Source organism: Kitasatospora sp. NPDC056138 (assembly GCF_042264695.1).
GTDB lineage: Bacteria > Actinomycetota > Actinomycetes > Streptomycetales > Streptomycetaceae > Kitasatospora.
In genome coordinates, this window is the sequence record NZ_JBHJVK010000002.1 from 268,943 (window position 1) to 291,317 (window position 22,375).

The 22,375-nt window shown below is 72.5% G+C and carries 19 protein-coding genes; 9 read left to right on the forward strand and 10 right to left on the reverse strand.

Annotated elements, in window-relative coordinates:
- Positions 1-71 precede the first annotated feature (71 nt).
- Positions 72-1,412, forward strand: coding sequence for an amidase (locus tag ACFC1R_RS02745; protein ID WP_375931507.1), 1,341 nt, complete (start codon positions 72-74; stop codon positions 1,410-1,412).
- Between the two features lie 102 nt (positions 1,413-1,514).
- On the opposite strand, the gene ACFC1R_RS02750 is transcribed toward ACFC1R_RS02745, so the two are convergent.
- Together ACFC1R_RS02750 and ACFC1R_RS02755 are read right to left on the reverse strand one after the other, a co-directional pair.
- Entirely contained in the window at positions 1,515-1,739 is a 225-nt protein-coding gene (locus tag ACFC1R_RS02750; RefSeq protein ID WP_375931510.1) for a DUF5302 domain-containing protein, read from the reverse strand.
- 90 nt (positions 1,740-1,829) lie between these two features.
- A complete protein-coding gene (locus ACFC1R_RS02755; protein WP_375931513.1) occupies positions 1,830-2,000 on the reverse strand; it encodes a hypothetical protein in 171 nt (56 codons plus the stop codon).
- 98 nt (positions 2,001-2,098) lie between these two features.
- Here ACFC1R_RS02755 and ACFC1R_RS02760 point away from each other — a divergent pair, with 98 nt between their 5' ends.
- Positions 2,099-2,920, forward strand: a complete 822-nt coding sequence (locus ACFC1R_RS02760) for an integrase (RefSeq protein ID WP_375931516.1) — start codon at positions 2,099-2,101, stop codon at positions 2,918-2,920.
- Between the two features lie 274 nt (positions 2,921-3,194).
- Here the strand turns inward: ACFC1R_RS02760 and ACFC1R_RS02765 are convergent, their stop codons facing one another.
- Positions 3,195-4,145 (reverse strand): pirin family protein, encoded by a 951-nt coding sequence (locus ACFC1R_RS02765; protein WP_375931519.1) that lies wholly within the window; start codon positions 4,143-4,145, stop codon positions 3,195-3,197.
- A 207-nt stretch (positions 4,146-4,352) separates the two neighbouring features.
- Positions 4,353-4,856 carry an SseB family protein gene (locus ACFC1R_RS02770; RefSeq protein WP_045303530.1) on the reverse strand — a complete coding sequence of 168 codons (504 nt, stop codon included), beginning with the start codon at positions 4,854-4,856 and terminating at the stop codon, positions 4,353-4,355.
- A 237-nt stretch (positions 4,857-5,093) separates the two neighbouring features.
- Here ACFC1R_RS02770 and ACFC1R_RS02775 point away from each other — a divergent pair, with 237 nt between their 5' ends.
- Both ACFC1R_RS02775 and ACFC1R_RS02780 read left to right on the forward strand, forming a co-directional pair.
- A complete protein-coding gene (locus ACFC1R_RS02775) occupies positions 5,094-6,923 on the forward strand; it encodes an acyl-CoA dehydrogenase (RefSeq protein WP_375931522.1) in 1,830 nt (609 codons plus the stop codon).
- A 320-nt stretch (positions 6,924-7,243) separates the two neighbouring features.
- A complete protein-coding gene (locus ACFC1R_RS02780) occupies positions 7,244-8,539 on the forward strand; it encodes a M18 family aminopeptidase (protein WP_045303532.1) in 1,296 nt (431 codons plus the stop codon).
- Positions 8,540-8,660: 121 nt separating this feature from the next.
- Here ACFC1R_RS02780 and ACFC1R_RS02785 read toward each other — a convergent pair whose 3' ends face one another.
- From ACFC1R_RS02785 to ACFC1R_RS02795, 3 genes are all read right to left on the reverse strand, one after another.
- Positions 8,661-10,493, reverse strand: coding sequence for an NHL domain-containing thioredoxin family protein (locus ACFC1R_RS02785; protein ID WP_375931526.1), 1,833 nt, complete (start codon positions 10,491-10,493; stop codon positions 8,661-8,663).
- Between the two features lie 536 nt (positions 10,494-11,029).
- Complete coding sequence (locus tag ACFC1R_RS02790; protein ID WP_375931529.1) at positions 11,030-12,259, reverse strand: glutathionylspermidine synthase family protein; 1,230 nt, start codon at positions 12,257-12,259, stop codon at positions 11,030-11,032.
- Positions 12,260-12,265: 6 nt separating this feature from the next.
- Positions 12,266-12,577 carry a hypothetical protein gene (locus ACFC1R_RS02795; protein WP_375931532.1) on the reverse strand — a complete coding sequence of 104 codons (312 nt, stop codon included), beginning with the start codon at positions 12,575-12,577 and terminating at the stop codon, positions 12,266-12,268.
- Between the two features lie 588 nt (positions 12,578-13,165).
- On the opposite strand from ACFC1R_RS02795, the gene ACFC1R_RS02800 reads away from it, so the two are divergent.
- Both ACFC1R_RS02800 and ACFC1R_RS02805 read left to right on the forward strand, forming a co-directional pair.
- A complete protein-coding gene (locus ACFC1R_RS02800) occupies positions 13,166-14,161 on the forward strand; it encodes an alpha/beta hydrolase (protein ID WP_375931536.1) in 996 nt (331 codons plus the stop codon).
- Positions 14,154-15,317: an acyltransferase gene (locus tag ACFC1R_RS02805; protein WP_375931539.1), complete on the forward strand. Its 1,164-nt coding sequence runs from the start codon at positions 14,154-14,156 to the stop codon at positions 15,315-15,317. The genes ACFC1R_RS02800 and ACFC1R_RS02805 overlap by 8 nt, the downstream gene beginning before the upstream one ends.
- A gap of 51 nt (positions 15,318-15,368) precedes the next feature.
- Here ACFC1R_RS02805 and ACFC1R_RS02810 read toward each other — a convergent pair whose 3' ends face one another.
- On the reverse strand, positions 15,369-15,989 hold the full coding sequence (locus ACFC1R_RS02810; RefSeq protein ID WP_375931542.1) for a GNAT family N-acetyltransferase: 621 nt from the start codon (positions 15,987-15,989) through the stop codon (positions 15,369-15,371).
- Positions 15,990-16,163: 174 nt separating this feature from the next.
- Positions 16,164-17,447 (reverse strand): adenylosuccinate synthase, encoded by a 1,284-nt coding sequence (locus tag ACFC1R_RS02815; protein WP_375931545.1) that lies wholly within the window; start codon positions 17,445-17,447, stop codon positions 16,164-16,166.
- Positions 17,448-17,573: 126 nt separating this feature from the next.
- On the opposite strand from ACFC1R_RS02815, the gene ACFC1R_RS02820 reads away from it, so the two are divergent.
- The 3 genes from ACFC1R_RS02820 to purM all read left to right on the forward strand — a co-directional run bounded on the left by ACFC1R_RS02820 (position 17,574) and on the right by purM (position 21,483).
- On the forward strand, positions 17,574-18,395 hold the full coding sequence (locus tag ACFC1R_RS02820; RefSeq protein WP_375931548.1) for a diacylglycerol kinase: 822 nt from the start codon (positions 17,574-17,576) through the stop codon (positions 18,393-18,395).
- Between the two features lie 219 nt (positions 18,396-18,614).
- Complete coding sequence (purF, locus tag ACFC1R_RS02825) at positions 18,615-20,192, forward strand: amidophosphoribosyltransferase (RefSeq protein ID WP_375931551.1); 1,578 nt, start codon at positions 18,615-18,617, stop codon at positions 20,190-20,192.
- A gap of 208 nt (positions 20,193-20,400) precedes the next feature.
- Complete coding sequence (purM, locus tag ACFC1R_RS02830; RefSeq protein WP_375931554.1) at positions 20,401-21,483, forward strand: phosphoribosylformylglycinamidine cyclo-ligase; 1,083 nt, start codon at positions 20,401-20,403, stop codon at positions 21,481-21,483.
- A gap of 171 nt (positions 21,484-21,654) precedes the next feature.
- Here purM and ACFC1R_RS02835 read toward each other — a convergent pair whose 3' ends face one another.
- Positions 21,655-21,903 carry a DUF3073 domain-containing protein gene (locus ACFC1R_RS02835; RefSeq protein ID WP_045303541.1) on the reverse strand — a complete coding sequence of 83 codons (249 nt, stop codon included), beginning with the start codon at positions 21,901-21,903 and terminating at the stop codon, positions 21,655-21,657.
- Positions 21,904-22,375: the final 472 nt, after the last annotated feature.

A 22,375-nucleotide genomic window follows, 5' to 3' on the forward strand; every position in this document is an offset into this window, starting at 1 on the left:
CCGGGGGATTCCCGGCCGCTCGCGGGCGTCGCCGCACCGGCCCGCGGCCCCGGGCCCCGTAGCGTGGAGCCATGGAGCCACCGATCCCGCTGGTGCCCGTGGCAGCCGCGCTGCGTGCCGGCGACTCGGCCCCGGCCGCCGAGGCCGAGCGGCTGTGCGACCGCATCGACCGGACCGACCCCGTCGTCCGGGCCTTCACGCCCGAGCCCGGCAGGCGCCGCCGGCTGGCCGCGGAGGCCCACGCGGTCGAGGCCCGCCACCGGTCCCGCGAGCGGCCCCCGCTGTACGGCGTTCCGGTCGGGGTCAAGGACGTGATCCAGGTGGACGGCCTGGCCACCCACGCCGGGTCCGTGCTGCCGCCGGGGGTGCTCGCCGGGCCGCAGGCCGAGGTGGTGGACCGGCTGCGGGCTGCGGGCGCGCTGGTGGCGGGAAAGACCGTCACCGCCGAGTTCGCGATCGACGCGCCGGGGCCGACCAGGAATCCGCACGACCCGGGGCACACGCCCGGGGGCTCCAGCAGCGGTTCGGCGGCGGCGGTCGCGGCGGGCCTGGTGCCACTGGCCATCGGCACCCAGACGATCGGTTCGGTGATCCGTCCGGCGGCCTACTGCGGGGTGGTGGGTTTCCGCCCGACCTACGGCCGGATCCCGACCGACGGGGTGCTCGCCAATGCGCCGACCCTGGACACCATCGGCACCTTCACCACCGACGTGGCGGGCGCGGCACTGGCGGCGGCCGTCCTGTGCGAAGGCTGGTCGGCCGGGGCCGAGGGGGCGTCGCCGGGGAGGGCGGAAGGAGCCGGACCGCCCGTCCTCGGCGTCCCGGTGGGCCCGTACCTCGACCGGGCCGGTCCGCTCGCACGGGCGGCCTTCGCCGGGCAGCTGGACGCGCTGCGCGAGCTCGGTCTGGTGGTCAGGGAGGTGGCGCTGCTGTCCGACTTCGACGACCTGGTGCGGACCTTCCGGACCGTCAACGGCTACGAACTGGCCCGGGTGCACGCCGAGTTGTTCCCCCGCTTCTCGGCGCTCTACCGGCCCGAGACGGCCGCGGCGATCCGGCGCGGGCACGAGATCGACGGGGTCGCGTACGCGGCGGCGCTCCAGGCCAGGAGTTCCTGGCGGCGGCGGATCGCCGACACCATGGCGGCCCGGGCCGTCGACCTGTGGGTGGCCCCGGCGGCCACCGGGCCGGCGCCGCTCGGCCTGGACAGCACGGGGGACGCGGTCATGTCGCTGCCGTGGAGCCACGCGGGGCTGCCCGCGATCACGCTTCCGGCCGGGCAGGCGCCCGGCGGGCTGCCGCTCGGGCTGCAGCTGGTCGGTGCGGAGAGTGCGGACGAGCGGCTGCTGGGCTGGGCGTCGAGGGTCGAGACGGCGCTGCGCGGCACTCCGGCGCAGCGCGGGCACCGGTAGGGGCGGGCATCGGCGGGGGAACGGGCGGCCTCAGGGGCACGGGTATCGACAGGGGGCGCGGGGCGCTGCCCCGCGCCCCCTGAGGCCGCTGCCGCGGTGTGCTCAGCCGCCGCTCTTGCGGCGGAAGTTGCGCTTGCCGCCGGCTGCCGCGTGGGTACCGTGGATCTTCGAGCCTTCGGCGCCCCGGCCGCCGACTCCGCCCCGGCCGCCGTGCTTGTGCTGGAGGGCGGCGAGGAACTTGGCCTTCACGTCGTCCGGGCCGGCCGCGGCATCGGGTACGGCCTCCGGCGACTGCGGCTCGACGGGTTCGGCTGCGTCGCTGCTCATGCGTGACCTCCTGGACGAGAACTGATCTGCAAGCCATACCATCCCATGCCCGACGTGCTCCGACGGCCTGATTTTCCGTGCCGGGGCAGGTCAGCGGCGGGGCTGGCGGAAGTTGGGGCCGCCGATCAGGAAGAGCAGGGCGGCGGTCGGGAAGCCGATGGCGGCGATCACGAGGATGATGAACTGAAGAACCATCACGGTGGGCTCCAGGCATGGTCGATGGTCGGCGGTGGCAGTGGACAGCACCGACGGTATGTCCATATTTGTCGGTTTGCCATTCGCCGCCTCACCCGTGCCCCCTTCGAGGGATCATGGGCCGTCCCCTGTCCCGGACCCCGCCCGCCCGCCACACTGGCGGCATGCAGGTAGAGCTCGCGGGGGAACCGCAGGGGCCGGGCCGGGAGAACGAGGACTTCGCCGCCGCCTCGCCCGAAGCGCTGGTACTGCTGGACGGCTCCAGTTCGCCGGCCGGGATGGAGTCGGGGTGCCGGCACGGAACCTCCTGGTACGTGCGCCGGCTCGGGGTGCACCTGCTCGCCCGGCTCACCGACCGCTCCGACCGGTCGATCGCCGAGTGCCTCGCCGACGCGATCGTGGAGACGGCGGCCCTGCACGGCGGCCGCTGCGACCTCGGCCACCCGAACACCCCGGCCGCGATGGTGGTCGCCGCCCGCCTGCACGGCAGTTCGCTGGAGTACTTGGTCCTCGGCGACTCGCTGCTGATCCTGCATCCCAAGGACGGCCCTCCCCGGGTGATCGGCGACAACCAGCGCTTCCCTGGCGGCGAGGAACTGCGCCGCCAGGTCTGGGCGACCGTCCCGGGCTCGGCCGAGCGCAAGGCCATGCACCTGCGGTACGCGCTGGCGGTCCGGGCCGTCAGGAACACCGGCCGGGGTCCGTGGATCGCCGCCGCCACCCCGAAGGCCGCCGCGCAGGCGGAGACCGGGTTCGTCCGGCTGTCCGCGCTGCACGCGGTGGCCGCCCTGACCGACGGCGCCTCGCGCTTCACCGACCGCTTCGGGCTCGGGAGTTGGTCGGACGCGCTGCGGCTGCTCGCCGAGTCGGGGCCCGCCGAACTGATCGCCCAGGTCCGGGCGGTGGAGCGGGCCGACGCCGGCTGTGAGCGCTGGCCCCGGGGCAAGGCCCACGACGACGCCTCGGCCCTGTACGCGCGGATCTGACGGCAGGCCGCAGGCACGCGGACCACCGTGCGCCCGTCAGTGACCGGCCCGGGGCGGTCCACCGTCCGATGGCGGCCCGGTCTGATGGCAGCCCGGTCCGGCGGCGGCCCGGCCCTGTGGGGGCCCGGTTCGACGGTGTTCCGGTGCTGCTGCGGCTCGGCGGACCTGTCCGGCCGGCCCTGGGGGGACGTCCGGCCGGGAGGAGCCCACCGACCCGGCGCAGTGACGCCTCCGGGGGCCTGGACCGCACGGTTCAGGCCCCCGGAGGGCGGGGTCAGTCGGTCGGCTGCCCGAAGGAGCCGGACTGGAAGTCCCGCATGGCCTGCTCCAGCTCGCGGTGGCTGTTCATCACGAACGGCCCGTACCAGGCGACCGGTTCGCGGATCGGCTGCCCGCCCAGAATGATCACGTCCAGGTTGGGGTGCCTGGAGTCCTGCCGGGTGTCGGCGCTGATGGTGAGGGTGTCGCCCTCGCCGAAGACCGCCGCCTGGCTGGAGCGGATCGGACGGGCCTCGGCGCCCACCGTGCCGTCGCCGTTCAGGACGTACGCCAGCGCGTTGAAGTCCTTGCGCCAGGGGATGGTGAGCCGGGCGCCCGGGGTGACGGTGGCGTGCAGCAGGGTGATCGGGGTGTGCGTGACGCCCGGCCCCTGGTGGCCGTCCAGCTCGCCGGCGATCAGGCGCAGCACCGCGCCGCCGTCCGGGGTGGTGAGCAGCTTGACGTGCCCGCCGTGGATGTCCTGGTAGCGCGGAGAGGTCATCTTGTCGGCGGCCGGGAGGTTGACCCAGAGCTGGATGCCGTGGAACAGGCCGCCGGTCGCCACCAGGGACTCCGGCGGGGTCTCGATGTGCAGGATGCCCGAGCCGGCCGTCATCCACTGGGTGTCGCCGCCGCCGAGGTGGCCGCCGCCGCCGTGCGAGTCCTTGTGGATGAACTCGCCGTCGATCAGGTAGGTCACCGTCTCGAAGCCGCGGTGCGGGTGCCACGGGGTCCCCTTGGGCTCGCCCGCCGCGTAGTCCACCTCACCCATCTGGTCCATCATGATGAACGGGTCGAGGTACTTGGTGTTGATCTTGGCGAAGGCGCGGCGCACGGGGAAGCCCTCGCCCTCGTAGCCCTCGGGGGCGGTGACCACCGTGAGGACCGGGCGCGCGGGGTTCGCGGCGGGGTCGGGGGTGGCGACGCGCGGGAGGGTCAGCGGGTTCTCGACGGTCACGGCGGGCATGTCGGCCTCCTTCGGGGGTTCTGTGGCCTACGTCCAAGAGATTAGTTCAATCCTCAACTAGAAGCAAGTTGAAAGTTGAACCATTGGGTTGTGGCCGTGCCCCGCACGGGGGAACGGGTGGGCGGGTTGCTGCTCGGCGGCGGCCGGTCGGTTGCGGCACTGGCCGGTCGGTCGGGGCGGGGGTCGGCCGGTCGGACGGGGTGCTGGCTAGCCGTACATCCGACGCATGGTGAAGTCGACCATCTGCTCGACCGCCTTGGCGTCGAAGACCATCCGGTGCTCGCCCTCCATGTCGAGGGCGAAGCCGTAGCCGGTCGGCAGCAGGTCGAGGACCTCGGCGCCGGTCACGCTGAAGTGCTTGGACTCCTTGCCCGCGTAGCGGCGCAGCTCCTTCAGCGAGCTGAACATCGGGATCACCGGGGTGGGCGTGTTGTGCAGGGCCAGGAACCCGGGTCGCTCGCCGCGCGGGCAGTGCACCTTGGAGGTGATGAAGATGGCCTGGAAGTCCTCGACGGTCATCGATCCGGTGGTGAAGGCCCGGACGGCATCCGCGAGTGAGGGCGGCGAGGGCTCGGGGTAGAGCGACTGCTGGGGCGTGGCCTGCTGCTGCTCCCCGTACGGGCCGGGGCCGGGCATGCCGTTCATCCCCGCCTGCTGCTGCGCCTGCTGGTAGGGGTCGCCCTGGTAGGTGCTCTGGTCGTAGCCGTACACGGGGACAGGCTATCGGGATCAAGGGTCCTCGTGGGGCGGCCGATCCGGACAACTCGTGATGGCATCGGGTTGTGGGGTGCGGCGGTGGGACGTGACCACGTTCATAGGACTTTCGCAACGGAAGAGCCCGTGCAGGGCTTGAACAAGTTACCAACGGGTAGCATCATGAGCTCTACTGGCGGGTAAGTGGGGCGCTCGTAGCGGCGGACCCCGGAAGACGAACCGGAGAAAACGGCCATGGGTCACTACAAGTCCAACCTGCGGGACGTGGAGTTCAACCTCTTCGAGGTGTTCGGCCGCGACCAGGTGTACGGCACCGGTCCGTTCGCCGACATGGACGTCGACACCGCGAAGAACATCCTGAGCGAGATCTCGCGCCTCGCCGAGAACGACCTCGCCGCGTCGTTCGTCGACGCCGACCGCAACCCGCCGGTCTTCGACCCCGAGACCAACACCGCGCCGATCCCGGCCTCCTTCAAGAAGAGCTACCAGGCGTACATGGACGCCGAGTGGTGGCGCCTGGGCATCCCGGAGGAGATCGGCGGCCAGGTCACCCCGTCCTCCCTCATCTGGGCCTACGCCGAGCAGATCCTCGGCTCCAACCCGGCGATCTGGATGTACTCCTCCGGTCCGGCCTTCGCCGGCGTCGTCTTCGACGAGGGCACCGAGGAGCAGAAGAAGGTCGCCCAGCGCATGATCGACGGCCTGTGGGGCGCCACCATGGTGCTCACCGAGCCGGACGCGGGCTCGGACGTCGGCGCCGGCCGCACCAAGGCCGTCAAGCAGGAGGACGGCTCCTGGCACATCGAGGGTGTGAAGCGCTTCATCACCTCGGGTGAGCACGACATGTCCGACAACATCATCCACCTGGTGCTGGCCCGCCCGGAGGGCGGCAAGCCGGGCACCAAGGGCCTCGGGCTCTACATCGTGCCGAAGTTCGACTTCGACTGGGAGACCGGCGAGCTCGGCGAGCGCAACGGCGCCTACGCCACCAACGTCGAGCACAAGATGGGCCTCAAGGCCTCGAACACCTGCGAGATGACCTTCGGCGCCAAGCACCCGGCCAAGGGCTGGCTGCTCGGCGAGACCGTCGACGGCATCCGCCAGATGTTCAAGATCATCGAGTTCGCCCGGATGATGGTCGGCACGAAGGCCATCGCCACCCTCTCCACCGGCTACCTCAACGCCCTGGAGTACGCCAAGGAGCGCGTGCAGGGTGCGGACATCTCCAACTTCCTGGACAAGGCCGCCCCGCGCGTCACCATCACCAACCACCCGGACGTGCGCCGCTCGCTGATGACCCAGAAGGCGTACGCGGAGGGCATGCGCGCCCTGGTCCTCTACACCGCCTCCGTCCAGGACGACATGATCGCCGCCCGCCTGCGCGGCGAGGCCGACGAGGCCTCCGAGCGCCTGAACGACCTGCTGCTGCCGATCGTCAAGGGCTACGGCTCCGAGAAGTCCTACGAGCAGCTCGCCCAGTCCCTGCAGACCTTCGGTGGCTCCGGCTACCTGCAGGAGTACCCGATCGAGCAGTACATCCGGGACGCCAAGATCGACACCCTCTACGAGGGCACCACGGCGATCCAGGGTCTGGACTTCTTCTTCCGCAAGATCGTCAAGGACGGCGGCCAGGCGCTGACCTCGGTCTCCGAGCAGATCCAGAAGTTCCTCGGCGCGGGCGAGGGCGGCGACGCCCTGGCCGTCGAGCGCGAGCACCTGGCCAAGGCCGCCGGTGACCTGGAGGCGATCGTCGGCAAGATGCTCGCCGACCTCTCCTCGGTCGAGCAGGACGTCAAGAACATGTACAAGGTGGGCCTCAACGCCACCCGCCTGCTGATGGTCTCCGGCGACGTCGTGATCGGCTGGCTGCTGCTCCGCCAGGCCGTCGTCGCCCAGGCCAAGCTGGAGGCCGGCGCCTCCGACAAGGACGTGGCCTTCTACCAGGGCAAGGTCGCGGCCGCCCGCTTCTTCGCCCGCAACGTCCTGCCGACCGTCGCCGCCCAGCGTCAGGTCGCGGAGGGCATCGACAACGAGATCATGGAGCTCGCGGAGGAGTCCTTCTGAGGAAGGCCCAAGTGACTGCCTGACACACCCTCACGTTGCGGGGCCCGGTCGTACTGCGCCGGGCCCCGCAGCGTTTCGCCGTCCGGCAACTTCCCACTTCAGTCCGGCAGTACGCGCGCGCCCCGGCCGTTCCGCGGGCCGCCGTCGGGCGGCCGCCCGGCCGTCGCCGCACTGCGGCCGGTCCACAGCGCAGGCCGTCGGCCTTCACCATTCCGTCACTGTTCCCGGGTTCTCCGTGCCGTGTCCGTGTACGGGCATATGCTCAAGGGCGAAGCCGGTTCCCCCATTCGGCTTCCGCCCTCCCTCGACTCAGGAGCAGCATGTCAACCGCCGCCCGTCAGGCCGCCTTCGACCGAACGCACACCGACGACCTGATCGCCTACCTGAGCTCTTCGCCGTCGCCGTTCCACGCCGTGGCCAGCGCTGCGGAGCGGCTGGAGAAGGCCGGGTTCCGCCGGGTCCAGGAGACCGACGCCTGGGACGCGGCGGCCGGCGGCCGGTACCTCATCAGGGGCGGCGCGCTGATCGCCTGGTACGTGCCCGAGGGAGTCGGCCCCGAGACGCCGTTCCGCGTGGTCGGGACGCACACCGACTCGCCGAACCTGCGGGTCAAGCCGCTGCCGGACACCGGCTCGGCCGGCTGGCGGCAGGTCGCCGTGGAGATCTACGGCGGGGTCCCGCTGAACACCTGGCTGGACCGCGACCTCGGCCTGTCCGGGCGGCTCGCGCTGCGTGACGGCAGCGCCGTCCTGGTCCAGATCGACGAACCGCTGCTGCGCGTGCCGCAGTTGGCGATCCACCTGGACCGGCAGGTCAACGAGGGCCTCAAGCTGGACAAGCAGCGTCACCTCACGCCGATCTGGGGGCTCGGTGCGGTCACCGAGGGATCGCTGATCGAGTTCGTCGCGGAGCGGGCCGGGGTGGCGGCGGCGGACGTCGTCGGCTGGGACCTGATGACCCACGACGTGCAGCCGCCGTCCTACCTGGGCAAGGACCGCGAGCTGCTGGCCGGGCCCCGGCTGGACAACCTGCTGTCGGTGCACGCCGCGACGGCCGCGCTGGCCGCGGTCGCGGGCGCCGAACTGCCGTACATCCCGGTGCTGGCCGCCTTCGACCACGAGGAGACCGGCAGCGAGTCCGACACCGGCGCGCAGAGCCCGCTGCTCGGCAACGTGCTGGACCGCAGCGTGTACGCGCGCGGCGGCACCCCCGAGGACCGCGCCCGGGCGCTGGCCGGCACCGTCTGCCTCTCCTCCGACATGGGCCACGCCGTCCACCCCAACTACAGCGAGCGGCACGAGCCGGGGCACCACCCGATGCCCAACGGCGGGCCGATCCTCAAGGTCAACGTCAACAACCGGTACGCCACCGACGCGGTCGGCCGGGCGGTGTTCGCCGCCGCCTGCGAGAAGGCCGGTGTGCCGTGGCAGACCTTCGTCTCCAACAACGCCATGCCCTGCGGCACCACGATCGGCCCGATCACCGCGGCCCGGCTCGGCATCACCACCGTGGACTGCGGGATCGCCGCGCTCTCCATGCACTCGGCCCGTGAGCTGTGCGGCGCGGACGACCCGTTCCTGCTGGCGAGCGCCATCAAGGCCTTCCTGGAGGGCTGACGCCTCCGGACGTCACGGCTCCCGACCGCCCCTGACGGTCTTCCAGGCAAGGGAGGCAGGTCAGGGGCGCGGTCCCCCGCGGTCCCAGCGGCTGCCCGACTGCCGCTGGGACCCGCGGTGGCTACTCCAGGCCCGCCAGGACGAGCGGGAGCCGGGTGGCCCCGCCGGCGGTGAGCTTCACCGGGACGCCCCAGTCCTGCTGGTGGACGTGGCAGGCGGGGAACTCGATCTCCGGGTCGTCGTCGCAGGACGCGGCCATCGCCGAGACGTGCAGCACGCCCTCGGTCACCTCGGCGGAGAGCACGAGCTCACGGGAGAGCGCGCTGTCCGCACCCGCGCCGGAGACCAGCAGCTCGGGCGGGGTCGAGCTGACCAGCAGCCGGGTGGACGGGCCGTAGCGCTCGTCCAGCTTCTGGCCGGTGGGCGCGGAGAAGACCACGTCCAGCCGGAGCCGGCCCGGGGCGACCTCGGTGGCCGCTCGCTGGGTGCGGTGGGCGACCGACTCGACCTGGACGGCCTCCTCGGGCAGCCGCAGCCGGGTCAGCCGGTGCCGGGCCGACTCGACCACCACGATGTCGCCGTCCACCAGCACCGCACCCGAGGGCTCGCGCAGGTCGGTGGCGAGCGTGCTGACCTCACCGCTCACCGGCTCGTACCGGCGCAGCGCGTGGTTGTAGGTGTCGGCGATCGCCACCGAGCCGTCGGGCAGCACGGTCACGCCGAGCGGGTGCTGCAGCAGCGCCTGGTCGGCGGCGCCGTCGCGGTGCCCGAAGTCGAACAGGCCGGTGCCGACGGCGGTGTGCACCGTCGCGGGGCCGGTCGCGGTTTCACGTGAAACCCAGCGCACCGCCGAGGTCTCCGAGTCGGCCACCCAGAGCCGCTCGCCGTCGGCCGAGACCGCGAGCCCGGACGGCTGGGCGAACCACGCCTCGGTCACCGGGCCGTCCACCAGGCCCTCGTTGGTGGTCCCGGCGGCGACCTCGACGGTGCCCGCCACCGGGTCGTACGCCCACAGCTGGTGCACCCCGGCCATCGCGAGCCAGAACCGGCCGTCGAAGTACGCGACGTCCCACGGCGAGGAGAGGTCCACCTCGCGGGCCGGGCCCCCGGTCGGCGAGCCCTGCCACCACTGCCGTCCGGTGCCCGCCAGCGTGGTGACACTGCCGTCCGCCAGCCGTACGCCGCGCAGTGCGTGGTTCACCGTGTCGGCGACGATCACGTCGTAGTCCAGGCCCAGGCCGGCCGGGACCAGCGCCAGGCCCTGCGGCTCGCTGAACCTGGGTGCGGTGCCGTCCACCAGGCCGCGCTCGCCGTCACCGATCCGCCGGACCACGCTCTCGCCGTCCTCGGCGAGCTCGACCAGCGAGTGGTGGCCGGAGTCGGCGACCAGGAAGGTGCCGCCGGGCAGCCGTACGGCCTTGCCGGGGAAGCGCAGGTCGCCCGCCTCCGGCTCGGGCGCGACGTACGGGCCGTCGCCGCGCCGCAGCGTGCCCTTGGCCTCGTGCTCGGCCTCCAGCTCCGCGACCAGCTTGGCGATCGCGTGCGCGTGCCCCTCGCCCGCGTGCTGCGCGACCACGTACCCCTCGGGGTCGATCACGACCAGCGTGGGCCAGGCCCGGACGGCGTACTGCTTCCAGGTCGCCAGCTCCGGGTCGTCCAGCACCGGGTGGTGCACCTCGTAGCGCGCGACGGCGTCGAGGACGGCCTGGTGGTCGGCCTCGTGCACGAACTTGGGCGAGTGCACACCGACGATCACCACGGTGTCGCGGTGCTGCTCCTCCAACTCCCTCAGCTCGTCGAGGACGTGGAGGCAGTTGATGCAGCAGAAGGTCCAGAAGTCCAGGACAGTGATCTTGCCCCGGAGGTCGGCAAGGGACAGTTCCCTGCCACCGGTGTTGAGCCATCCGCCCTTGCCGACGAGTTCGGGGGCGCGTACGCGAGCACGAGAAGCCATGCCCACATCCAACCTCACGAGACGGGTGGGCATTCCTCCGCGGCCCAGCACCGGACCCTCCCGGCTGCGAGGGTTCGGCCACTGGTGCCGGCAGGCGTGTCGGCACGGGTGCGGAAAGCCCGGCCGTCCCCGGCGGTTCTGCACCGTGTGCTGCGTGGCTGGGAGGCGCTTTTGCTCACGGCGGCGCGGGCCAGGGCGGCGGCTGAACTGTGCCACCGCGCGGGCAGCGACGACGTGGTGGACGCGGGCGTCGTCCTGGCTGCCATCGAGCACCTCGACGCGCCGGTCCTCACCGACGAGCCGGGAGACATCGGGGAGCTCGTCGAGGCTCTCGGGCACACGCGGATCGAGGCGGCTCGGCCATGGCCGACGTCATGTGGGTCCGGTGCCCGGAGCGTCCGGAAGGCCAGGACGGTGATCCCGCCCCGGAGGCCGGCGAGGGTCGGATCCCGCCACCGGGTGTCGGGCCGGCCGCCCTCGCCGACGGCTCCGGGGGTGCGTGCGCGTGCGCGGGAAGCCGGGCCGGGCGGCGGGGGTCAGACGATGATGTGGGGCAGGAAGCGGGCGCCCTGGTGCGTGATCAGGCTGTCCTCGGTCTCGCGGATGCCCAGGCCGGCGGCCTCGCCGTCGACCACCCAGGCGCCGAGTACGGGGCGGTTGCCGTCGAACTCCGGCAGCGGGCAGAGCTGTTGGTAGCAGTACCCCTCGGCGCCGTAGCGGTCCGGGTCACCGGCCCAGTCGGCCAGGCGGCTCTGCGCGCCGTCCGGGGCGACGATCCGCACGCCCGCGCCCTCGCGGCCGAGCAGCGGCTTCGCCGCGTAGCCGGGGCCGCCGGGGCCGGCCAGCTCGCGCGGGCCGTCGAGGTAGGCGGGCAGCAGGTTGGGGTGGCCGGGGAAGAGCTCCCACATGACCGCGAGCAGGGCCTTGTTGGAGAGCAGCATCTTCCAGGCGGGTTCCATCCACAGCGTGTTCCCGGTGCCGCCGCCCTGGTCTATCCCGCTGAGCAGCTGCTCGCCGAACTCGTCCTCGGTCAGCCACTCCCAGGGGTAGAGCTTGAAGACGGACCGGATGTAGCGCTGCTCCAGGTCCACGAAGCGGCCGGACAGCCCGTCCCAGCCGATGTCCTCCATCGCGATGCCGACCGTCGCCAGCCCGGCCTGCTCGGCGGTCTCCTGGAGGTAGAGGGTGGTCATCCAGTCCTCGCCCTCGGTGTCCCCGCGCGAGTGCGCGAAGTGCACCGGGCCGGGCGGCAACAGGTGCTTCTGCCGGGACCAGGCGTCGACCAGCCGCTCGTGCAGCGAGTTCCACTGGTCGGCGCCGGGGAAGCGCTCCTCCATCCAGAACCACTGCGGGCTGGCCGCCTCGATCAGCGAGGTCGGGGTGTCGGCGTTGTACTCGTAGAGCTTGGCCGGGCCGCTCCCGTCGTACGCGAGGTCGAACCGCCCGTACACGGAGGGCTGCTCCGCGCGCCGCCGCCAGGACTCGGCGACGACCTCCGCCAGCCGGGGGTCGGTGATGCCGTACTCGGCGAAGCGGCGCTCGCGCACCACGTGGTCGGCGGCCGCCAGGCTCAGCTCGTGCAGTTCCTCGACCACCTCCTCCAGCCGCTCGACCTCGGGCAGCGAGAACTCGTAGTACGCGCTCTCGTCCCAGTAGGCGTACTCCGCGCCGGGGGTGCGGGGGTCGTCGCAGACGGCGTAGAGCAGGCCCTGGCCCTCCACGGTCTGCTGCCAGCCGGGCCGCGGTTCGATGGTGCGGCGGTGCACGGCCGGTCAGCCCCCGCCCGTGCCGGTGGTGGAGCCCTTGGGGCAGCCGAAGCCGCCGCGCTTGGTGGCGGCCTTGTCGAACGTGCCGCCGGTGGCGGTCAGCGAGCCCGAGCCGCAGTAGTACCAGCGGCCGGTGGACTTGCTGTCGGTGCAGGAGTGGTTGTCCAGGACCTTGAGGGTGCCCGGGTCCACGCAGCGCCGCGGCGGGTTGTTGCCGGACGAGCAGCTGGTCAGTGCCAGTGCGAGCGTGCCGACCATGCCCAGGGCGACAAAGCCTGAGCGGCGTCTGCCGGAGGGTGCGGCATCGGACTGCGTCATAGCCGGGATGCTACTCGGCGACTGTGACGGCGGGTCCGAGGGATCCCCCCGCGTGCGACGCCCGCGCGATGCCCGTGCGCACTCCGGTTCGGACCCGGTGCGGGCCGGGCGCGGGCCTGGGGCTTGGGGCCTGGGGGCACCCCGGCGCGGACCCGCTCCGGAGCCGCTGCGGCCCTCCCCTCGGCGAGACCGGGTGACGGGCACCGCCCGTGAGGGCGACGACGGCCGACAGGGCCGGCCGCGCCGGGGCCGGCGTCCGGGAACGCGGAGGCGACGAGCACGGCCGCGAGCGCGGAGCCGCCCGCCCCCGGCGCCGGGTGACGCGGACGGTGCGGTCCGCCCCCTCCCCGCCGGCCCGGCGTCACACCTGACTGCTCCGGCGCACATCCACCTGGGCGGTCAGGGCCCTGCCCCGGGCGTACATCGCCGGGATGACGCATCGTCAGGGTCGTCCGCGGGGGCGACGCGATGTCAATGCGAGGGCTGACGCGCCCGCACGGTGTCCACACCTAGCGTCGTTCCTGCCAGCAGGCCGCCGGAGGGAGCACCCCGTCGAGGCGGCCGTGTCGACCGGAAGGACCTTCCTCCATGGCGCCCCGCCCGCGTAACAGCCGTCTGCGCCGCACCCTGTTCGCCGCGCTGGTCACCGCCGCGGTGGTGGTACCGGTCTCGGGTGCGGCCCGTCCGGCGGCCGTCCCCGCGCCCGCCCCCGCCGCCCTCGCCCCGCTCGGGGACGCGACCTCGGCCGAGCTCGACGACCGGTACGCCGTCAACCGCGAGGGCATCCGGGCGGCCGAGCGGATGGCCGCCGACCACGGCGACCGGGGACGGGCCGCCGCGCTGCACGCCATGGCCGACCCGGCACGCCACTTCCTCTCCTTCGACGGGCGCGACGGCGGGCGCACCGCCGAGGTCTTCGGCGACCTGGCGCAGGCCGGGCGGATCGCCGTGCTGGTGCCCGGCTCGGACACCAGCCTCGACAGGTACGAGCGGTTCCGGGCCGGTGCGGTGGCGCTCCAGCACGAGCTGGGCGGCCGGGCCGCGGTCGTCGCCTGGCTCGGCTACCGGACACCGGGCACGGTGAGCCCGCAGGTGCTGACGGCCGACCGTGCGGATCAGGCGGCGCCCGAACTCCGGCGGTTCGTCGACGAGTTGAGTGCGGCCGAACCTGCGGCCCGGACCTCGCTGCTGTGCCACTCCTACGGCTCGGTGGTCTGCGCCAGGGCGGCCTCGGGGCTGCGGGTCGCGGACATCGTCCTCTACGGCAGTCCCGGCACCGGGGCCGGCAGCGTCGCCGGGCTGCACACCGGGGCCACCGTCTGGGCGGGCCGGGGCGCCGCCGACTGGATCGCCGACGTGCCGCACGTCCGGCTCCGGCTGCCCTTCGCCACCGTCGGGCTGGGAGCCGACCCGGTCTCGAAGGGCTTCGGCGCCCACGTCTTCGACGCGGGCGCCGGCGGCCACGGTGACTACCTGGATCCCGGCTCCGTCTCCCTGCGGAACATCGCCCGGATCGTTTCCGGACAGACCCCGCAGACCCCGCAGACCCCGCAGACTCTGGCTTCGGAGGACCGTCATGCGTGACCTCGTCCGGCGGATCGACTCCGCCACCCCGCCCGGCCGGGACCGTGCCGTCGACGCCCTGCGCGCCTTCGCCATCCTCGGTGTGGTGCTGGGTCACTGGCTGGTGACCGCCCTGGTCGCCGACAGCGGCACCCTGCACGGCGCGAGCCCGCTCCAGCGGATGCCCCGACTCGCCCCGGTCTCCTGGCTGTTCCAGACCCTCGCCGTGTTCTTCCTGGTGGGCGGTCAGGTGGCGGTGAGGAGCCACGCCTCGGCCCGGTCCCGGGGAACGACGTACGGTCAGTGGCTCGGCGCCAGGCTGGCGCGGCTGTCCAGGCCGGTCGCCGCCGTGCTGGTGGTGTGGACGGTGGCGGCGGGCGCGATGCTGACCTCCGGGACGAGTTTCGAGACCATGCACACGTTGCTCAAACTGGTCCTGTCACCGCTCTGGTTCCTGCTGGTCTTCGCCGCGCTCACGGCGGCGACCCCGTTGGCCGCGCGGCTCCACCCGCTGTGGCCGCTCGCCGTCGTCCTGGCCGTGGACCTGGTCAGGTTCGGCCTCGGCGGACCCGCCTGGCTCGGCTGGACCAACGTGGCGGCCGGCTGGCTGGTCCCGTACTGCCTCGGTGCGGCCTGGGCCCGCGGTGGCCTGCAGAGCCGGGCGACCGGCTGGGCACTGCTGCTCGGGGGTGCGGGCGCCACCGCCGTCCTGGTCCTGTTCGCTGGCTACCCGGCCGCCATGGTCGGCGTGCCCGGGGCCGCGATCTCCAACCTCGACCCGCCCACCCTGGCCGTCGTCACCTTCGGCCTCGCCCAGTGCGGAGCGGCCCTGCTCCTGCTCGGCCCGCTGCGCCGGGCCCTCGCACGGCCCGCGACCTGGGCGGCGGTGGCACTGCTCAACCTCTCCGCGATGACCGTCTTCCTCTGGCACCAGACCGCGATGATGGTGGTCACCACCACCGGCCTGCTCGTGGGCGGGACCCTGCCCGGCCTGACCACCGCACCCGACGGACCGGGCTGGATACTCGCCCGGCTGGCCTGGCTGCCGCTGTTCGCGGTGGCCCTGCTGATCTGCTGGACGGCCTTCCGGACGTACGAGCAGGGGCGGTCGCGCGGGCGGACCCGGATCGTCCGCGAGGTGCGTCCGGCCCGGCCGGCGGCGGTGCGGCACGCCTAGCCGGGACCCGGCCCGGCCCTGGCCAGGTCCCGGCCCGGTGCCGGTCAGGCCCTAGCCGGGGCCCGGCCGGCCGGTCGGCGCCTGGCCCGCCGCCAGTCGCCCGGTCAGCCGGAGCTTGGCCGCCGGCCACTCCTCGCGCAGCATCGAGAAGTACACGGTGTCCCGGAACGTCCCGTCCGCCCGGCGCCGCTCCCGCCGGTGGGTGCCCTCGTACTGGGCGCCGAGCCGGCGGATGGCGTTCTGCGAGCGCTCGTTGAGGAGGTCGGTCTTCCAGCAGACCCGACCCATGCCGAGCTCCTCGAAGGCGTGGGTGAGCAGCAGCAGCTTGGACTCGGTGTTGACCGCGGTGCGCCAGACCGGACGGGCGTAGAAGGTGCCGCCGATCTCCAGCCGCTCGTCCCGGGCGCTGACGTCGAGGTAGCAGGTCAGTCCGACGGCGCGGCCGGTCTGCCGGTCGACCACGGTGAAGGGCAGGAACCCGTTGGCCTGCCAGGAGCGGACGAGGTCGGCGAACTGCTGCTCGCTCTGCGGCGCGGCCACCGGGATCCACCGCCAGACCTCCTCGTCCCGGCCGGTGGCCCCGAAGAGGTCGGGCACGTGGGCCGGGTCGAAGGGTTCCAGGCGGACGTGGGTGCCGGTGAGGGTGACGGGGGCGGGCGGCTTCGCGGTCATGCGCGCCACGCTAGCCCCAAGTTGCACTAGGTGCAATGATCTTCTGTACTAGTGCAATATCTTCCGTTCGTGTGTCCGCCCATGCGGAAGGGCCCCGCACCGAACGGTGCGGGGCCCTTCCGGAGCCGGCCCGGCCCGGTCCGACCGGAGTCGGCCCTTCCGGGCTCGGACGGGTCAGATGAAGGAGTTGATCTGGATGGTCTCGGTCCGGCCGGGGCCGACGCCGATCGCGGAGATCGGGGCGCCCGACATCTCCTCCAGCGCCTTCACGTACGCCTGCGCGTTCTTCGGCAGGTCGGCGAAGGTCTGCGCCTTGCTGATGTCCTCGGTCCAGCCGGGCAGCGTCTCGTAGATCGGCTTGGCGTGGTGGAAGTCGGACTGGTTGTACGGGAGTTCCTCGACGCGCTTGCCGTCGATCTCGTACGCCACGCAGACCGGGATCTGCTCCCAGCCGGTCAGCACGTCCAGCTTGGTGAGGAAGAAGTCGGTCAGGCCGTTGACGCGGGTGGCGTAGCGGGCGATCACCGCGTCGAACCAGCCGCAGCGGCGGTCACGGCCGGTGGTGACACCGCGCTCGCCGCCGATCCGGCGCAGCGCCTCGCCGTCGGCGTCCAGCAGCTCGGTCGGGAACGGGCCCGAGCCGACGCGGGTGGTGTACGCCTTCAGGATGCCGATGACCCGGTCGATCTTGGTGGGGCCGATGCCCGCGCCGGTGCAGGCGCCGCCGGAGGTCGGGTTGGACGAGGTCACGAAGGGGTACGTGCCGTGGTCGACGTCCAGCAGGGTGCCCTGGCCGCCCTCCAGCAGGACGACCTTGTCGGCCTTCAGCGCTTCGTCCAGGACGAGGGTGGTGTCGGCCAGGAAGGGCTTGATCTGGTCGGCGTAGCCCAGGTACTCCTGCAGCACCAGGTCGGCCGGGATTGCGCGGCGGTTGAAGAGCTTGACCAGGATCTGGTTCTTGTCGTGCAGCGCCGCTTCGATCTTCTGCTGCAGGATCGATTCGTCGAAGAGGTCCTGGACCCGGATGCCGATGCGGTTGATCTTGTCCGCGTAGGCCGGGCCGATGCCGCGCCCGGTGGTGCCGATCTTCCGCTTGCCCAGGAAGCGCTCGGTGACCTTGTCCAGGGTGCGGTGGTACGGCGTGATCAGGTGGGCGTTGCCCGAGATCAGCAGCTTGGAGGTGTCGATGCCGCGCTCGTTCAGCCCGCTGAGCTCGGAGAGCAGCACGCCCGGGTCGATGACGACGCCGTTGCCGATCACCGGCGTCACATTCGGGCTGAGGATGCCGGAAGGCAGCAGGTGCAGGGCGTACTTCTGGTCGCCGATGACCACCGTGTGACCGGCGTTGTTGCCGCCCTGGTAGCGGACGACGTAGTCGACGGAGCCGCCGAGGAGGTCGGTGGCCTTCCCCTTGCCCTCGTCTCCCCACTGAGCGCCAACGAGCACGAGTGCCGGCACAGGCGTACACCCCTTCCGGTTGGGGCATCCTGCGTAGGCCGCAGTCTGCCCCGAGATAGACGAAGCCCCTGGCGCAATAGCGCAAGGGGCTCTTGCACCGAGAGATTACCTGAGGAAGGACCGGTCGTGTCGTCCCTGTCCGCGCCCGAATCCCGACCCGTGGACCAGGCCGGTCCCGACCCGCTCCTGGTACTCCTCGACCCGGCGGCCCGGCAGGGCGACGGTGAGTCGGTGCGGATTGCCCGGGATGTCCTGTGCGGCGGTGCGGACGTCAAGGTGGTGCTGCCCGAGAGCCCGTCCGAACTCGATCGCGCGCTGGCGCGCCGTGGTCGTCGGCGACCGGTGGTGATCGGTTCCGATCTCGCCGTGCAGCGGGCCCTTCAGGCCCTGCACCGGCACCGCGAGTTGGGTGTCGACGCGCTCGGCGTGGTGCCGGTGGGACGCCCCCGGTCGGTGGCCGCGATACGGGCGCTGGGTGTTCCGCCCGAACCCGTCGCGGCGGCCCGCGCGGTGATCAACGGCAGCTCGCGGAAGCTGGACCTGCTGATCGACGACGGCGGCGGGGTGGTCCTGGGCGGCCTGCGGATCCACCCCTACCGGCAGGGCCGCACGAGTGGCTGGCGTTCGCTATGGGCGAAACTCGCTGCGGCCGAGCAGGCGACGGCACCCGCCGGGAACCCCCGGCTGCGGATCGAGGCGGACGGCCGCCTGCTCGCCGACGTCCACCAGCCGCCGTGCCGGCTCGACATCACCGTCCCGGCCGGCGAGGGCGTGCTGGAGCTGCTGCTGCGCACCGGAGGCGAGCCGCGGCGGATCCGGGCGGGCAGCCTCACCGTGTCCGGCCGCGGCTTCGGGTGCGAGGCGGACGGTCACCCGATCGGGCCGGTCGGCGCCCGCACCTGGACGGTGCACGCCGGGGCGTGGGAGCTGCTGCTGCCCACCGGGTGAGCAGCGTCACGTCGGTGCCCCGGCCGCGACGGGCCGTCGGCGGCCCGATATCCCCCCGAAGGCACGCGGCACAAGGGAACTCCCAGCCCTGGCGAATTGCCGTGCCGGAATTGCGCTCTCGGTAAGGGGTTTTGTCTACGCGCGTTGCTATTCGATCGGCCAATAACCGGGGGCTCCCTCGTTCGGGAAGGCGTACGGAACTGCCCTAGACTCGAAGACGTGCCACGTGGTGACGGAAGACTCAACCACGATCTTCTTCCCGGCGAGAAAGGCCCCCAGGACGCTTGCGGCGTCTTCGGTGTCTGGGCTCCCGGCGAGGAGGTCGCAAAGCTCACGTACTTCGGCCTCTATGCCCTGCAGCACCGCGGACAGGAATCCGCGGGCATCGCAGTGAGCAACGGCTCCCAGATTCTCGTCTTCAAGGACATGGGACTCGTCTCCCAGGTCTTCGACGAGGCCGCTCTGGGGTCCTTGCACGGGCATATCGCGGTCGGACATGCCCGCTACTCGACAACAGGTTCGTCGGTCTGGGAGAACGCCCAGCCGACCTTCCGGGCGACCGTGAACGGTTCGCTGGCCCTGGGCCACAACGGAAACCTGGTGAACACCGCCGAACTGGCGGCCATGGTCGCCGAGCTGCCCGGCGAGGAGCACGTCTCCCGCTCGGGGCGCACGGCCGCCACCAACGACACCGACCTGGTGACCGCGCTGCTGGCCGGCCACCCGGACCTCTCCATCGAGGAGACCGCCCGGCAGATCCTGCCCAGGGTCAAGGGCGCCTTCTCGCTCGTCTTCATGGACGAGCACACCCTCTACGCCGCCCGCGACCCGCAGGGCATCCGCCCGCTGGTCCTCGGCCGGCTGGAGCGCGGCTGGGTGGTCGCCTCCGAGACGGCGGCCCTCGACATCTGCGGCGCCTCCTTCATCCGCGAGGTCGAGCCCGGCGAGCTGATCGCCATCGACGAGAACGGCATGCGCAGCAGCCGCTTCGCCGAGGCCAAGCCCAAGGGCTGCGTCTTCGAGTACGTCTACCTGGCCCGCCCCGACACCTCCATCGCCGGTCGCAACGTCCACCTCTCCCGCGTGGAGATGGGCCGCCGCCTGGCCAAGGAGGCCCCGGTCGAGGCCGACCTGGTGATAGCGACCCCCGAGTCCGGCACGCCCGCCGCGATCGGCTACGCCGAGGCCAGCGGCATCCCGTACGGCTCGGGACTGGTGAAGAACGCCTACGTCGGGCGCACCTTCATCCAGCCCAGCCAGACCATCCGCCAGCTCGGCATCCGGCTCAAGCTCAACCCGCTGCGCGAGGTCATCGCGGGCAAGCGCCTGGTGGTCGTGGACGACTCCATCGTCCGCGGCAACACCCAGCGCGCGCTGGTCCGGATGCTCCGCGAGGCGGGCGCCGCCGAGGTGCACATCCGGATCTCCTCCCCGCCGGTCAAGTGGCCCTGCTTCTTCGGCATCGACTTCGCCACCCGCGCGGAGCTGATCGCCAACGGGATGACCGTGGAGGAGATCGGCCGCACCCTCGGCGCCGACTCCCTCGCCTACATCTCGATCGACGGCATGATCGAGGCCACCAAGCAGCCCAAGGACCGGCTCTGCCGGGCCTGCTTCGACGGTGAGTACCCGATGGAGCTGCCCGACCCGGCGCTGCTCGGCAAGCTCCTGCTGGAGGCCGAGATCGCCGGTGGCAAGCAGCAGCCGCCGGTCCGCGGCAAGCCGACCACCGACCTGGACGGAGTCCAGTCGCTGATCGGCGGAGCGGGCGCGGGCGACGCGCTGCGGCGCCCGTAACGGCCTCGGGCCGTCAGGGGCGGACCGAAAGCCGCGGACGGCCCCTGCGGTGCGCCGGGCCCGGTGGGCACGGTGCACCGCACCGTCCGGGGGCGCGCGCGGCACGGACGCCCTCCGGCCCGCGCCGTTCCCCGCGCCCCTGACGGGCTCCCCCAGCCCCTGAGGAATCTGTTCCACACCCCCTTCGACCCGAGAGGGCCGCACAGCAGTGACCAGCAACGAGAGCGGTGCCACCTACGCCGCCGCAGGTGTCGACATCGAGGCCGGCGACCGTGCCGTCGAGCTCATGAAGCGTTACGTGAAGAAGACCAACCGCCCCGAGGTGGTGGGCGGCCTCGGCGGCTTCGCCGGGCTCTTCGACGCCTCCGCGTTCAAGCGCTACGAGCGTCCGCTGCTGGCCTCGGCCACCGACGGTGTCGGGACGAAGGTCGCCATCGCCCAGGCCATGGACAAGCACGACACCATCGGCCACGACCTGGTCGGCATGGTCGTCGACGACCTGGTGGTCTGCGGCGCCGAGCCGCTGTTCATGACCGACTACATCTGCGTCGGCAAGGTCGTGCCCGAGCGGGTCGCCGCGATCGTCAAGGGCATCGCCGAGGGCTGCACGCTGGCCGGCTGCGCACTGGTCGGCGGCGAGACCGCCGAGCACCCCGGGCTGCTGGGCCCGGACGAGTACGACGTCGCGGGCGCCGGTACGGGCGTGGTGGAGGCCGACGCGCTGCTGGGCGCCGACCGGGTCCGCGCGGGCGACGTGGTGATCGCGATGGCCGCGTCGGGGCTGCACTCCAACGGCTACTCGCTGGTGCGCCACGTCCTGCTCAACCAGGCCGGCTGGTCGCTGGACCGCCAGGTCGAGGAGTTCGGCCGCACCCTGGGCGAGGAGCTGCTGGAGCCCACCCGGATCTACTCGCTGGACTGCCTGGCACTGACCAGGGCCACCGAGATCCACGCCTTCTCGCACGTCACCGGCGGCGGCCTGGCGGCCAACCTGGCCCGGGTCATCCCGGACGGCCTGCACGCCCGCCTGGACCGCGGTACCTGGTCCCCGCTGCCGGTCTTCCAGACCGTCGCCCAGGTCGGGAAGATGGACACCCTGGAGATCGAGAAGACCCTGAACATGGGCGTCGGCATGGTCGCCGTCGTGCCGCCGTCCTCGGTCGACGTGGTGCTCGCGGTCCTGGAGGACCGCGGCGTCGAGGCCTGGCTGCTCGGTGACATCGTCGACCGCGCGGACGAGCACGACGGCGGTGCGGCGCTCTACAACGCCTACGAGGGCTTCCAGCTCTGACACCCGCTGCAACGGACGGAGGGGCCCCTGGTGGGCCCCTTCTCCGCGTTCGGGGGCGGTTTCCCACCGGAGTGCGGGCCGCCGCTCCCCGGTTGTCCGCCGCCGGCCCCGCGCGGGAACGCCGAAGACCGGCCCGGCGCTCGGAAGCGCCGGGCCGGTCCGGTCAGGCTCTTACGCGCGGCGGCGGGACTGGCTGCTGCCCGCGTCCGCCTCCGCGTCGTCATCCTCGTCGGCGTAGAGATCTGCATACGCCGCGTAGGGATCGTCGTCCTCTTCTTCGATCGGCTCTGGCTTGATCGAAGCGGTAGAGGGCGATACGCCCAGCTCGCTGGACAGACGGTTAGCGTCGAAGCCGCCGCTGTTGTACTTCAGCTCGCGGGCGACCTTCGTCTGCTTGGCCTTGGCCCGGCCGCGCCCCATGGGTCGACCCCCTCAACGATGGGGCTCACGGCCCCGAGTCTGACACGTGTTCATGATCAGGACCGGTGCGCCCGAAGTGGGAGAACCGTCCCTTGGAGCATTAACGGTACCTGTTTCCGCCGCCGAACGGTACGTCGCCGGTGTGACGTGGCGCGCACAGTCTGCCCCCGAAACCGGTTCTTTCCTGGTCACGTGGGGATTTCTGGGCTGTCGCAGGCTGTTCGGAGCCTGCCCTGGTTCCGTCGTTCCGGGACTGATTATCCCTCGTCCAGGGCTCAGGATCCCCCGTTCGGGCTACGAAGTGAGAATCCGGTTCCACATTGTGATGCGGGTGGGGTGGGGGTCGCGGGGGGGGCGGCCCCCCCCCCCCCCCCCGGCCGCCCGGGCGGGCCCCCCCCCCCCCGAAGGGTGGCCGACCGCGGCGAGCCCCCCACCCCCGCAGGGCCCCGCGGGGCGGGGGCCCCCCCCCCCC

What these genes read in the sequence shown, in the direction of transcription:
- ACFC1R_RS02800 (WP_375931536.1), top strand. Translation starts at nt 13,166, where the DNA reads ATGGCGCCCCGCCCGCGTAACAGCCGTCTGCGCCGCACCCTGTTCGCC.
- ACFC1R_RS02780 (WP_045303532.1), top strand. Translation starts at nt 7,244, where the DNA reads ATGTCAACCGCCGCCCGTCAGGCCGCCTTCGACCGAACGCACACCGAC.
- ACFC1R_RS02805 (WP_375931539.1), top strand. Translation starts at nt 14,154, where the DNA reads ATGCGTGACCTCGTCCGGCGGATCGACTCCGCCACCCCGCCCGGCCGG.
- ACFC1R_RS02810 (WP_375931542.1), bottom strand. Translation starts at nt 15,989, where the DNA reads ATGACCGCGAAGCCGCCCGCCCCCGTCACCCTCACCGGCACCCACGTC.
- ACFC1R_RS02785 (WP_375931526.1), bottom strand. Translation starts at nt 10,493, where the DNA reads ATGGCTTCTCGTGCTCGCGTACGCGCCCCCGAACTCGTCGGCAAGGGC.
- ACFC1R_RS02755 (WP_375931513.1), bottom strand. Translation starts at nt 2,000, where the DNA reads ATGGACATACCGTCGGTGCTGTCCACTGCCACCGCCGACCATCGACCA.
- ACFC1R_RS02765 (WP_375931519.1), bottom strand. Translation starts at nt 4,145, where the DNA reads ATGCCCGCCGTGACCGTCGAGAACCCGCTGACCCTCCCGCGCGTCGCC.
- ACFC1R_RS02775 (WP_375931522.1), top strand. Translation starts at nt 5,094, where the DNA reads ATGGGTCACTACAAGTCCAACCTGCGGGACGTGGAGTTCAACCTCTTC.
- ACFC1R_RS02750 (WP_375931510.1), bottom strand. Translation starts at nt 1,739, where the DNA reads ATGAGCAGCGACGCAGCCGAACCCGTCGAGCCGCAGTCGCCGGAGGCC.
- ACFC1R_RS02745 (WP_375931507.1), top strand. Translation starts at nt 72, where the DNA reads ATGGAGCCACCGATCCCGCTGGTGCCCGTGGCAGCCGCGCTGCGTGCC.
- ACFC1R_RS02835 (WP_045303541.1), bottom strand. Translation starts at nt 21,903, where the DNA reads ATGGGGCGCGGCCGGGCCAAGGCCAAGCAGACGAAGGTCGCCCGCGAG.
- ACFC1R_RS02795 (WP_375931532.1), bottom strand. Translation starts at nt 12,577, where the DNA reads ATGACGCAGTCCGATGCCGCACCCTCCGGCAGACGCCGCTCAGGCTTT.
- ACFC1R_RS02760 (WP_375931516.1), top strand. Translation starts at nt 2,099, where the DNA reads ATGCAGGTAGAGCTCGCGGGGGAACCGCAGGGGCCGGGCCGGGAGAAC.